Source organism: Pedobacter sp. TM02, from assembly GCF_059705275.1.
This window is the reverse complement of the sequence record NZ_AP046530.1, coordinates 1542287-1556595: the sequence shown is the minus strand read 5'-3', so window position 1 is coordinate 1556595 and position 14309 is coordinate 1542287. Positions and strand designations below refer to the sequence as shown.

At 43.5% G+C, this 14309-nt stretch carries 5 protein-coding genes; 2 read left to right on the top strand and 3 right to left on the bottom strand.

The window, feature by feature from the left end; genetic code table 11:
• Nucleotides 1-5: 5 nt before the first annotated feature.
• The 3 genes from AC6H1S_RS06570 to AC6H1S_RS06560 all read right to left on the bottom strand — a co-directional run bounded on the left by AC6H1S_RS06570 (nucleotide 6) and on the right by AC6H1S_RS06560 (nucleotide 11236).
• Nucleotides 6-6107, bottom strand: coding sequence for a DUF8202 domain-containing protein (locus AC6H1S_RS06570; RefSeq protein WP_497565592.1), 6102 nt, complete (start codon nucleotides 6105-6107; stop codon nucleotides 6-8).
• Nucleotides 6108-6172: 65 nt separating this feature from the next.
• A complete protein-coding gene (locus tag AC6H1S_RS06565; RefSeq protein ID WP_497565591.1) occupies nucleotides 6173-10741 on the bottom strand; it encodes a beta strand repeat-containing protein in 4569 nt (1522 codons plus the stop codon).
• A gap of 288 nt (nucleotides 10742-11029) precedes the next feature.
• Nucleotides 11030-11236 (bottom strand): hypothetical protein, encoded by a 207-nt coding sequence (locus AC6H1S_RS06560; RefSeq protein ID WP_497565590.1) that lies wholly within the window; start codon nucleotides 11234-11236, stop codon nucleotides 11030-11032.
• 358 nt (nucleotides 11237-11594) lie between these two features.
• Here AC6H1S_RS06560 and AC6H1S_RS06555 point away from each other — a divergent pair, with 358 nt between their 5' ends.
• Together AC6H1S_RS06555 and AC6H1S_RS06550 are read left to right on the top strand one after the other, a co-directional pair.
• Nucleotides 11595-12227: a LuxR C-terminal-related transcriptional regulator gene (locus tag AC6H1S_RS06555; RefSeq protein ID WP_497565589.1), complete on the top strand. Its 633-nt coding sequence runs from the start codon at nucleotides 11595-11597 to the stop codon at nucleotides 12225-12227.
• A gap of 91 nt (nucleotides 12228-12318) precedes the next feature.
• On the top strand, nucleotides 12319-14142 hold the full coding sequence (locus AC6H1S_RS06550) for a sensor histidine kinase (protein WP_497565588.1): 1824 nt from the start codon (nucleotides 12319-12321) through the stop codon (nucleotides 14140-14142).
• Nucleotides 14143-14309: the final 167 nt, after the last annotated feature.

Below are 14309 nucleotides of genomic sequence, written 5' to 3'. Positions count from 1 at the left end.
GATGCTTAATTACAATCTTTAGCTAAACAGTTCCATACCGAGCCATTGTATAGTTTTACGCAGGCGGCTGTAATGTCATAAACCAACATCCCTTCTACGGGATTAGCAACATCACTTGCATTTTTTACCCTGGTAATTACAAAACCTTTATTCTTCGATTCAATAACGATATGCCCATTAGGTATATTAGCAGGCCAGCCTGTTGTACCGCCCGTAAAACCTGCCAGACTAGAAATTCCCGTGGTGCTTGGCAAACCAGCTGCATCAAATAGACCAGGTTGGGTACAGATAGCTACTAATAATCCACATATATCGAGAGGGGATACATAAGTGTATTTATTCAAATTGGTTGAAGCAACATTAGAACCGTCTCCCATAGATCCACGCACATTCGTACCGATAAAACCAAAGCTCGTAGAGCTTGCTTTAAAGTTGATGACATGATTACCTCCGTCTTCTACAGCGATTACCTTATCATTTAAGCCAAGCTCGTTTGCTCCAGTACCGTTACCCGGCATATAGCTTGGGTCAATTCCATTACTACTAGCCCCACCTAATTGCTGGCGTAGATTGTATCCCCATCCCCATTGTTTTCCATCGGTAGTCAATACATTAATAGATGGATAATCATTAGTGTGCTCAGCCGGCGAGATCCAGGCGATATTGCCACCTAGGGTATTACTACCTGAAGTAGCGGTTACCTCTGTCCAATTCAGTCTTATGGTGGCATCACCAAGCCCCAACTGTCTTTGCGCATTATAACCCATAGCATAGAGCTTGCCGTTGGTAGCCAAAAGATAATAAGAGCTTTCTCCTTCATTAACCCCTTCGGTCATCCCTATCATTTTTGGAGTTATTCCAACAGGAACATTGATTTCTGTAGCGTAATTAGATACTGTAGCATTAGTACCATTACCATGAAAAGTAACATTCCCCCAGGTATACAACTTGCCATCAGAAGTTAAAGCGAACTTAGTATTCCATATACCACGCACAGCAACTACATTGTCCAGCGTCTGGGTAGCCGATATCATCACACGGTGCCATATTAGATCATTAGCCGAAGTGTTCGCAGCTCCATCTCCATAATAATCTGAATTATAATTCCATACTGCACCGCTACAGGTTGTAATAGTTAATGACCCTTGATTAGCCACCATCATTTTTACATTAGCCGGGCTAACTCCCGGTGGCAGACCGTCTGCCTTTCCGTTAACCGATTGCTTGCCAAATCTGAAGTCGCCTGTGCTTCTAAATCCTATAGGAAGAATACTATTTCCCCAGGTATAAAGCCCATCGGTAGTCAGTAAAACAAAGCCATTACTACTACCGCCCATTGTTGCTTTTAAGGGTGTACCGGTATAGTTGAAGCCTGAGCCTGTGCCTGGAAGTGATGTAGCAGGGTCAATTTTCGTTGGCGTATACAGGTCTAATATAAGGTTAGCATTTGCATTATCTACTTTAGGTGATGTGTTCGGTCCCCAGATATAAAACGAACCGTCTTTTTGTTTTACGATAGTAGCTGTTTCAGATGCAACCATATTATCATATTCTATGGTATTAGGATCTGTTGCATTAAGGTAAGTGTTGTCATTGCAACCTGGGGTACAAGCTACTTCATCCAATGCCGCATAGGTAATATACCTGTTGGCGTTTCCTGAGTCAAAGTTATAGCTGTGTACCCATTTTCCAGTCGTGGCATTATAGGTTCCGTTAAGGGACACTACATTGGTTGTAAATGTTGCATTGTCCGCAATGATCATTTTTACCTGGTCTCCACTCCCAAAACCTGCCCCATAAGCAGAAAGGTCTGCTGCAAAGTACATCGTACCGCTGGTATTGGTACGCTGTGCCAGCCATATTCTTGGGATACGTAAACCACCTGTAAAGCCGTTTAGCGCAATGCTACTTAACGTAGTTGTTGCATTATTGTTATCTCCCAATAGGAAATAGGTTTTGTCATTGGCAAAGCTGGTACGTGAAGCCGTATTGTTCGGGCTTACAAAATCATTGGTAGTGGCTACGGCAAGAATGGTTCCGGCATTTACAGATGTAGAAACTTTCTGCTCAAATGCTTCAATATCATCTCTTGCAATTCCGAAAACGTTGTTGTTGTAAACGGCATTGAGTGTCCTGCTCCATACGCTAGCTCCGTCTGTATTGGTATAGTCATACAGGTTATTAGCACCTGCTGTAGCTAACTGTCCTAATGTAATCCCATACTTGATGGCAAGATAAGAATCTACCTGTCTACGTTCCACATTCGATAAGGTACCAGCACCGTAAACAATGGTTTCTCCAATATGTCCGATGAAACCGGCATTATCGCTACCATTTCCTGAAAAAACAGTATTTCCAAACATATGCCCGCCGAATTGATAACCTATTAAAGAATAAGTTACGGAAGCTGACATCAATTCTCCATTCAATCCTTTAGCAGTGGCGATGTCTGTATTTCTGTAATACATGATGCTTGGTATGGTTGTACTGTATGCAGGAAGTACATTTGGATAATTAGTACCTCCGTTATACACTCTTCTTTCAATTTGTCCTGTTGGCCAAATACCGAAAGCATCCCAGTTTGTAATACCGGTAGTGGTATTATCCATCCCTACACTGAATAATCTTGGATTTGTTCCGCCAGAGGCCAAACCTTCTTTAGTCAATGTAAAGACATCGTAATTTAAACTCGTCAAAGTACGTATTGCGTTATTCCCTAATGTTTGTGTTCCTACTGTAAAGTTAATTCCAGGATTAAAGTTGAAATAATTGGAAGCTCCCTGTACATACTTTGGTAATGCGTTAGCTCCCAACTGCGCAACGGCAGTGCCGTTCCACACATCTGTCCATCCGGTTACGTCTGTTGCTGCACCGGTATTTGCAGCATTTTTATCAGCTCTGTACCAGTAAGATAATCCATTTGCAACACCTCCCGGAGCATTTCCAAAACCTGCAAAGGTGAAGAACTGTCCATTTGATAATGTAACGTTTGCAGTATTGTACACCACCCCATTCACAGTAACTTCTGTAGCCATTGGGGTAAAGGCATCGGTTCCGTCAAAAGCAGCATCAGGAGATTGTACCAGATACAGGTTCTTCACTTCTTTAGGCCATGCAACGGTTACGGTTCCTACATTTCCTGAATTTTGTACTTTCCAGATTGCTTCAAAACGGTAATTGGTTACTCCATTTGTTCCAGCAGCATAAACAAAAGGCGTCGTTAAGCTTTGCTTCAGACCGTTATCTCCTGTCATCAAATATTGCATATCGTTTACTAAACTAGTACCGTTAGCCGCGTTGTTAGCTGCAAATCCTGTAGTAGAAAGCACAAGTTGTTGTGAAGCATTGGTACTTCCAGACTGTTTCTGGTCTAATGCTGTTAACCTGTCTTTTGCAATACCAAAAATGTTATTATTGTAACCGGTGTTAATTATTCTATCCCATACTACATTGCCGTTGGTTGCAAGATAGCTTTCTGCTAAAGTTACTCCGTTCTTTACAGCAAGGTAAGAGTTTACTCGTGATTGCTCATTGGCAGTTAAGGCACGTTTGAACCAAACAACTTCCATAATGTCTCCAGGGAAAGCACCAGCAGCGTCCCATCCCCCCAGGCCTATCTTTAAATTGCGCCCGTAGCTCTGGAATTTATTCCCTGTTGCAAATGGTGTTGTTTCATAAGCGCCGTTCAGTCCTAATACTTTTTCTCCTCCGGCTGAAGCTGAACTTCCGCCATTTGCTGTGGAATTATTAGCAATCGCAGAGAAGACATTGGACTGTCCGATATTAAAGGTGGCAGAAAAATCTGTTGATGTGGTAGTATTAGAAAATTCATACTGTCTTGGTTTTCCGGCAGCAATCGAAATGCCTGGTTCAGCCGCATTCGCGTCATCATCAATCCCGGTAATACGTCCTGTTCCATTAGCGGTAGCAGGTCTTACTGCAGAGAAAATTGAAGTATTGGTATTAGGTAATTCTACATTCCCTAATGTGTTCAGCTTAGAAGTACTATTTTGAAAATATTTTGCAGCCGTATATCCTGTGGTATAAGGATAGAAGTTATGTGCTCTGTCTGCTGGAGAAAGTGTTATACCTCCTGCTACGTTCGTGATGTTGTCTGCATTGGCAGAATTATCTTTCCATGCTGTGGCAATGTCTCCTGCATCATCGGATTTTACCCAGAAATCTGCTCCAGAAACACCTCCTGCGGTTACGGCGATTACATTTACCGCTAAATCGCTGGCACTTATACAGTTATCAGTGGTCACAGTCCATCGGAAGGTATAGGCACCTGCTGTAAGCCCCGTAACCTGGGTATTATATGCCGATGGGGTTACAATAACCGGATCGGTTGCCGCTACAGGTTTTGCCAACAGTGTCCACATACCCGTAGATGGGCTGGGATCATTACCTGCTAGCATAGTCTGGTTTGCGCCTATTAAAAACTGATTACTACCGGCATTGGCACTTACTATATTTTGTGTAACCGGGATTGTAATACTTTTGGTAAGCGTACCTCCTCCGCATGAAGAAGGGCTTGTGTATTGAACAGCTACATTACCATCTCCTGTAAAAGTTAGCAACCCTGTATTGGAAACTGTAGCAGGGCCACTGGTTACCGTATAGGTACCACCAGCAGGTGAACCGGCAAGCTGCATCGTAGCAACTCCACATGCAGTAGGCGTTGGGCTGGTCAGGTCAACTGGTGTTGCACTACATATTTCTATTGGCGCCGTATTAAAAGTATAGGTGTCTTCTTGAGTGTCCATATCAGAGCCATTACCCATACTTCCGTTAATTCTGTGTCCTATATAACCAAAGTTTGTAGTACATTCTTTTATCAGCATAGTGGTATGACCACCTGTCTGTACCGCAATGATTTTATCTGTTGGAACTATTCCTGCTGGCATTATCGGGTTGCTGTTAAGATTAGCTGCCCCAGCTCCAATCATATCTTTCGAATTGTTACCCCAGGCATATAATGAGCCAGCAGTTGTGAGTACATTCATAGCTACAGCTCTTTCATCTGAAGCGCCAGGGCTTATCCATGCAATATTATTCATTACCGGTCCGGATGCAGAAGTATATCTGGGCTGTACCCAAGAAGTTTGGGTGGCCCCGCTCCAGTTTCCCATTAAGTTGGTCCCACCTGTGCCGCCCGTTCCCATAGCATATAAATTGCCATTGGTCATCAAAACATAGTATGCTGAAGGTTTAGCCGAAAGAGGCCCGTCAACAACCAGCCCTATCATTTTGGGTGTACCAGCAGGAGCTGTCATTTGTGTTGCCATTGTACGAGACGTGATAGCCGTGCCATCCCCTAAATAAGAATATCCCCAGGTCCAAAGTGTACCATCTGATTTTAAGGCGATAATAGCATTACCGCTTCCATTTGTTCTGGCAGCTATTATACCGGTAAGAAAAGTAGTAGCCGTTGTTTGTACACGCGACCATACCGTAGAAGATCCTGTACTACCATTACCTCGTGTTGGTGCATCGGCAGCTAAGACCCATACATCACCGCTGCAGGTGACAATCACCAAAGTGCGATTTGAACCGGCAGTCATCATTTTAACATCTACCGGAGATACGTTAGGTGGTAAACCATCTGCTTTTCCGTTGACGGCTATTTTCCCAAAAGTCTCTGTACCTTTTATATTAATATTCAAAACTATTGTGGTTGCTCCCCATGCGTATAGCCCATCGGATGTTAAAGCGACAAACTGAGCATTACCGGTCACTGGGGTTGTACTTTTAGATCCATCTGATGCGCCGGTCACCTTGTAGACTTTGGCACTGCCCAATGCAGGATAATTGGTCGCATTCAGGTCTTGTGGAATTAATACATTAGATATCCCATCGTTGGCTATACCTTCTCCCCATACCTTGAAGCCTCCGGAAGAGGTTCTTACGATTGAAGAGTGATAAGTAGATACAAAGTTATCATACTCTATGGTAGCAGGGTTGTTGTAGGTAAGGGTTTTCAGAAAAGAGTTATCATAGTTCGTATTACTGCATCCCTCACCGGAAGCAAAGCCGCAGAGCTGTGCATAAACTGTCAAATTGCCCAGAAAGAGCAACATAAATAAAAAAAGTTTTTGCTTTTTCATTGTTTGGTTTTTATGGGTCCCCTTCTTCTTTGAAGAAAGGAACCCCACTAAGATTTCTTTCCCTCTTATTGTTTATTGATTAATAACTGCTCTAGTTTTTTCAAGCGTTCTTCCAATTCGCTGGTTTTATTTTGAAGTGCTTGGATCTCTTTATCTTTTTGGCTCAACTTATCATTCATCTCGATGACATGCAGGTACAATTCTTCCAGCTTTTCTAGTTGTTGCATAGAAAGCTGAGTTAGATCTATACTGTAACCATTTTTACCAACGTTAACCTCACTAACTGGCGTAACGCCTGGTAAGTGCTTATTCTTTTTAATGAATTCGGCTACTTCTTTTAAAGATTTGAATTTGTAGTCTTTATAAATTTTAGAGAAACCATCGAAATAATCTTCAAATACATAATCGGCATAAACACTATTCGTAGTCCAGATTTTACCAGTCGTAGAGATATCTCCAGCTACGTGCAACAGAGGTTGGATGGTGGTTGCACCTACTGTGAACGACGGAGCCGTTGTGGCGCCTATCGCAAATTCCCCTGTTGGTGTTACCGTAGCTCTTGTGAGCCCATTAGTAATAAGATTTAATGGCTTAGCTTGTCCTGTAGTTGTTCCTACATTTAAAGATGTAGCATTGCCTCGTGCAGTTAATTGGGCAGCCAAACCATTATCAACATATAAATCTACTATACCACCACCGCCGTTTAAGGTTAGGTTTGCTCTATTCGTTGTACCAATAATAGACTGGCTTGCATTACCGGCATTATTCGTGTTAAATAAGATACTACCATTGGCCGCAGTTGAAAACGTTAAAGTCTTCGAATTCATATCTACCGTTCTGTTACCAGCTAACGTACCATCATTGGTATAAAGATTATTACTTAGCGCAGCGATTGCAGCGGTTTTTAAAACACCGTTTGCATCAGCAACCACTACCTTGTCTGTTGCAGTGTTTCCTGCCAGGCCGTTAATATCCCTAATTCGAACATTTCCAGATCCAACATCAAATTGTTCTGAAGGCGCATCGAAGGCGGTAGCTATACCTACAAGTCCTGTTCCTGTAATACGCATTCTTTCGGCTCCTGAAGTATTGCCACCTGCACTTGTTGAAAATACTAACGGTGCTGGATCTGTTGTCATGTGGGTAGTAATCAACAATTGCTGAACTCCCGCCCCAGTTGCCGTTAAATTAACCTGACCACTTGGAAAAGACTGCATATCAAAACGATTATAAGTAGCTCCAGCACCCGAACTCACATATATATCTGCATCGTTTGTACCTTGTGCCTCAGAGCCAATACGGCCATTTGGATCAAACCTAATAACTCTTTCCGGTGAAACAAACCTAAGGCTGTTTCCAGCTAAAGTTACTGTTCTGTTATTTGTTAGTGAACCGTTTGCATTGTATATATTGACAAAAGATGATGGAGAAATTGATCTTAACACACCTGTAGTCGGATCTGTAACCACAAGATTATCGCTATTTGAACCAGTTTGTAGGCCTTTAACAGCTAAAGTATTAGTAGCATCTGTTACTATAGCAGTTGCTTTGATTAAGTTGCCACCTAATTGGATATTATCTGCAGTTTTAGTTAAACCATTATCTGCGGTTACGGCAGCTGTAGTTCCTGCAGGACCTTGAGGACCTGTAGTACCTGCTGGACCTTTTAATGTTCCACCGTCTGCTGTCCACGTACCACCTGTTTTGATATAGGTTAAACCAGTTGTCGTATCTACATATGTATCGCCATCAACACCTGTGCCTGCTCCGGGAACTGTCGTTCCGCTTAGCATCGATTTACCGTTGGTTCCATTAGTTCCGTTCGAACCAGTAGCTCCCGCTGGACCTTTAATATTGCCATTTGAGATCCAGGCTGTACCGTTGTAAACATAGGTTTCACCTGTAGATGTATTAATGAAAGTATCTCCATTGGTTCCGGCAGCTGGCAAAGCTGTACCGCTGGTTACAGAAGTACCGTTCGTTCCGTTGGTGCCATTTGTTCCGGCAGGACCTTGCGGACCAAGAGCGCCTTGAATACCCTGGGCGCCCTGCGGGCCGCGGATATTGCCGTTGGAAACCCAAGTCGTTCCGTTGTAAACATAGGTTTCGCCAGTGGTCGTATTAATGAAAGTATCTCCATTGGTACCGGTAGCTGGCAAAGCCGTACCGCTGGTTACAGAAGTACCGTTCGTACCATTGGTGCCGTTGGTTCCGGCAGGACCCTGGGCACCCTGCGGGCCACGGATGTTGCCGTTGGAAACCCAAGTCGTTCCGTTGTAGACATAGGTTTCGCCGGTTGTCGTGTTGATGTAGGTATCGCCAGTGGCACCCGTACCCGTTGGGGCGGTCGTGCCGCTGGTTACCGAAGTACCGTTAGTTCCGTTGGTGCCATTGGTACCGGCAGGGCCTTGCGGACCAAGAGCGCCTTGAATACCCTGGATACCCTGCGGGCCACGGATATTGCCGTTAACTACCCAAGTGGTGCCGTTGTAAACATAGGTTTCACCTGTGGTCGTATTAATGAATGTATCTCCATTGGTACCGGTAGCTGGCAAAGCTGTACCGCTGGTTACAGAAGTACCGTTCGTACCATTGGTGCCGTTGGTTCCGGCAGGACCTTGCGGACCAAGAGCGCCTTGAATACCCTGGATACCCTGAGGGCCACGGATGTTGCCGTTGGAAACCCAAGTGGTGCCGTTGTAAACATAGGTTTCGCCAGTGGTCGTATTAATGAAAGTATCTCCGTTGGTACCGGTAGCTGGCAAAGCTGTACCGCTGGTTACAGAAGTACCATTAGCTCCATTGGTGCCGTTGGTACCGTTGGTACCGGCAGGACCCTGGGCACCCTGAGGGCCACGGATGTTGCCGTTAACTACCCAAGTGGTGCCGTTGTAGACATAGGTTTCGCCGGTTGTCGTGTTAATATAGGTATCTCCAGTGGTACCCGTACCCGTTGGGGCGGTGGTACCGCTGGTTACAGAAGTACCATTCGTTCCGTTCGTACCATTGGTGCCGTTGGTGCCGGCAGTACCTTGGGCACCCTGAGGGCCACGGATGTTGCCGTTGGAAACCCAAGTGGTGCCGTTGTAAACATAGGTTTCGCCAGTGGTCGTATTAATGAAAGTATCTCCATTGGTACCGGTAGCTGGCAAAGCTGTACCGCTGGTTACAGAAGTACCATTCGTTCCGTTCGTACCATTGGTACCGTTGGTGCCGGCAGGACCCTGGGCACCCTGCGGGCCACGGATGTTGCCGTTGGAAACCCAAGTCGTTCCGTTGTAGACATAGGTTTCGCCTGTAGTCGTATTAATGAAAGTATCTCCATTGGTACCGGTAGCTGGCAAAGCTGTACCGCTGGCTACAGAAGTACCGTTCGTACCATTGGTACCGTTGGTGCCATTGGTTCCGTTCGCACCAGTAGCTCCTGCTGGACCTTTAATGTTGCCATTTGAAATCCAGGTTGTACCGTTGTAAACATAGGTTTCACCTGTAGCCGTATTAATGAAAGTATCTCCATTGGTTCCGGCAGCTGGCAAAGCTGTGCCGCTGGTTATCGAAGTACCGTTCGTACCATTGGTTCCGGCAGGACCCTGGGCACCCTGCGGGCCACGGATATTGCCGTTAACTACCCAATTGGTACCGTTGTAGACATAGGTTTCGCCGGTGGTCGTGTTGATGTAGGTATCGCCATTGGCGCCCGTACCCGTTGGGGCAGTGGTGCCACTAGTTACCGAAGTACCGTTCGTTCCGTTCGTACCATTGATACCGGCAGGACCCTGGGCGCCCTGTGGCCCGCGGATGTTGCCGTTGGAAACCCAGGTCGTTCCGTTATAGACATAGGTTTCGCCAGTGCTTGTGTTGATGTAGGTATCGCCAGTGGTGCCCGTACCCGTTGGGGCGGTGGTGCCGCTGGTTACCGAAGTACCATTAGCTCCATTGGTGCCGTTGGTACCGGCAGGACCCTGGGCACCCTGAGGGCCACGGATGTTGCCGTTAACTACCCAAGTGGTGCCGTTGTAGACATAGGTTTCGCCGGTTGTCGTGTTAATATAGGTATCTCCAGTGGTACCCGTACCCGTTGGGGCAGCGGTGCCGCTGGTTACCGACTTGCCATCGACACCGTTCGTTCCGTTGGTGCCATTGGTTCCGGCAGGACCTTGCGGTCCGACAGCACCAATAACATTTGTCCAAGTGTTGGTAGCAGGATTGTAAATCCATACCCCGCTATCATTATTGACAATAATTACACCGGCTCCTGGGCCACCAGGCTGTCCCGGTGTACCTGGTTGACCTGTTTTTCCGGGTTGTGATTCTACCAAAGTAATAGAAGAATTTTTTACAAAAATCCATTTACTCCCATCATTATAATAGATACCAGGAACTACGTCATTCACCGTAGCAGTATTGTAAACCATCATACCTGCCACGTGAGCCGAGGTGGGCGATGGATCGTTTGTTGCTGTGAGTGCTACACGTGCATGTAATAAGCCTTTCTTGGTACTTTCCAGCTCCAAGAGGGCGTCCTTGTTTGGTAAATTTCCATTAGTTACCGTGCCATCTTTAATTTTCTGTTGCGCAAATGCAACAGAAATGCACAGTACAAAAGCTAAACTGAATAATAGACGTTTATGCATATTTTTATAATTATCGTGTTTAAGATTTAAGAGCGACAGAACAGAGCATTAATATCCTTTCTTTCCTACATCCTTTTTGTTAAATAAGCCTTCGACATGGGGATGGTTTGTCGCGGGGTCACATAAGAGTAAATGATATACCCAAATCAAATAAACAACTCCGATCAAGCCTCGAGGTATGTCGGAAATGTGTATTTTAGTTTGATGAAAATTCTTCGTTTTTAAACTTCCAGCAACAGTCCTACAACAGGCCGAGAAGTGTTTTACGAATTAAAAGCCTATGGTGAATTAAAGACATTCCAAATGTGATCTCAAATGTTCTTCTCCTATGGCGTCCAATAGTTCTGTCATACCATAATATTTAATAGCCGCAACAATATCAACATGGCTTAATATATCTTCAACTTTTATTTCGTCCATATCAACATCTAAAAAAGGTCTATCTAAAGCTGGAACAACGTGTATCATTTCTGCATTTTTTATAGTTAAATACATTTTATAATGAAATTAAATTCCAAATCAACCTGATCATTACCTCATTTAGATTTCGTTTCGCAGATAATCCAATTGGTATTCGTAACGTTGCTCACCTCTACCGTTGAGTTGAAAGATTAAATGTATGGCAAAATAAAACACTTTATTGCAACGGATAAATGGATATTGAGCATTATAACAATATTCTGGTATGCCAATTATCCAAATAGCAATAATTTGCGATATAGCTTTTATTACTTTAACTTAGATTTTTCAGGACTGCCTGCAGTAAAAACATTATACCAGTCATAAACATTTATTAACTATTAATTAATGTTTATAACAAACTGAATTCCATACTTTTGTTATATTAGGTTATATGGAGAAAGCCAATACAGTAGCCATTATTTTTGATGACCATCTTCTATTTGCAGATTCTTTCTCGGCACTGATAGAACGGCTGGAACTTTTTAGTGCGGTCCACCTACTTCATGATAAAAGAGAATTAACACATTTTCTCATCAAAAACTCAAAAACAAAAATTTACCTATTTTTGGATTACTATCTAAAAAATGAAAATGGGCTAATGCTTGTCAATGAGATAAAGCGTTTAAATCGGCTGGTCACGATCATTATGATGAGTTCGACCATAAGCCCAGCGGTCATTACAAATATTTTAAATTATAAGCCCCAGGGATTTATCTCTAAATCGTCTGGGTTTGATACGATACTCCAATGCCTAACTACCGTATCAAGTGGCCAACAGTATATCTGTCCTGTAATCAGTAAAATCGTTGAAGCTACCGATACCAAGAGAAAAATACCGTTTACGGCCCGTGAGTTGGAGATTCTCCAGTATTTTGCACAAGGGTTGTCCATTGCCCACACGGCCGAAAAAACCTATCTCAGCAAACATACGATTGTAGCGCATCGGCGAAAAATGATGTCGAAAGTGAATGTAAATTCCATTACGGAACTATTAGCCTATGCACGCGTACAGGAGTTAATTTGACAATCTTTTCAAATTTTCGCGAGTTACAATTGATGAATAATCCATCTTGTATTCTTTACTTTTTATTTTTGATATTATCATCCCTATTATCATGCTTTACTTATTACGAAAACGATGTTTGCTTCCGATTTTATTGGTTTATGTTGGTGTCAGTTGCGCGCATGGCCAAATCCGACAAATCGAGCAGGAGTTGCATGGATTATCTTTAATCAAAGACAGTGTTGCCCTCATCAACAGCCTAAACAGGCTGGGAACACTTTACAGAGCCAGAAATGCAGACAGCTGTTTTTATTATGGGGTTAAGGCCAAAGGTATGGCTGCCAATATACATTACCAGAGGGGGCAAACAGAGGCCAACCATTTAATCGCGTACGCTTTTTATAAAAGAGGGTTATATGCCGAATCATTGGAATTGCTCGGAAAGATCTTATCACAGTATCAGCACCTTAACGAGACCGAAAAAATCATTCAGGTAAACCTGGATATGTGCGAGGTGATGAACAAGGGCATCTCCGATAGGGCTAAGATTATTTCACTTTTGCAAAAGACTATCCAAATGGGAAAAAAGTTGAAAAAAGACAGCATCATGTCCAAGGTATATATCAGTTATTGTTCGCGTAATCCAGATCTTCCGCAGGATAGCATTCAATACTACCTGAACAAGTCCAAAGAAATTGCAAACCGCTACAAAGATGAAACCTTGCTGATTTACAATCGACTATGGCAAGGACGTTCTTTAGTTTTAAAAGGCCAGTTACGGGAAGCCTTGCCACTAGCCAAACAGGCGCTACTTGATGCCAAGCGTATTGGCAACACAGATATGCTGATCAATGCATTATTCCTAATGACAGGATTTTATGACAACAATCCTAAAAAGCAGCTTGAGTTTTTTTATCAGGCTTATGAGGTGGCAGAAAAAAATGGAGACAGTTCCATAGAAATGTACATCTTACACAATGCATTAGAAGTGGCAAAACGATTAGGCGATAAAGACGAAATCATCAAAGTTTATTTCGAACTGGATAAATCGATGACAGCAGAATGGGAAAGATCAAGAAAGTTCATCAATGATTATGTTGCATACAATGCGGTGCAGGACAACAATAAGCTATTAAGCGAAAAAAATGCGCAACGGACCCTTTGGTTACTGATCATTTCGTTTTCTTCAGTGGTGATTGTACTGGCCATCTATCTCATCATGCTCCGTAGGGACCGAAAAGCGAAGGCTCAGCTAGCAGTGCTCAACGACATGGCCAATATGCAAATCATAACCCTAGAAGAGGCTAAACACCAAGCCGTAAAGGAAGAGCAACAACGGCTTGGGCAAGATCTCCATGATGGCCTTTCGTCATCCATTGCCGCCATTCGGTATCAATTGGAGGTATTATTAATGGATACCCATGATGTTGCCCTAAAAAACAAATTGAGTATGCTCCTGCACGAAACCGAGAATGCCTATAAAGCAACCCGAAACAAAAGCCATGAATGGTTCCGTGCCGGAGATGAGCAGCAAGAACAATCTTTTGAAAAGCAGATTAAACTACTTACAAGCAGTGCTCTTCCTGACAGCCGGTACCATAAAACTATCCAGATCGACAATAGCGCTTTAATAGGGGTAGATATGGATATGCGAATTGCATTACTCCGTATCATTCAGGAGGCGGTGACTAATATTATCAAACATGCCAAGGCCAAAAATGTAGAAATCTTGATTTACGAAGAAGAAGACACCCTCCTATTGACCATCAGTGATGACGGAATTGGTCTGGATGAAAAGAAACTCAGGAATGGCAATCCAACGATGGGTTTGCAATCCATCCGCCGACGGGTTCAATCCCTTAACGGTGAAACTCAAATCCATTCAGATGTGAAAGGAACCGAATTAATCGTCTCCATTCCATTGGCATTCGCATAATTTAGTGCTAGCCTATAAAACATAGGGTTCAAATTGGGGATAATGGATGCTAATTCCCTTATTCCATTAAAATACTCTTGGCCTTCTCATACATTGCCATATTTTCGGACAATTTTTATTCTCCCGGTTGCGAGTACATCAAACCCAAAAAATTCGGTACTTTGAAT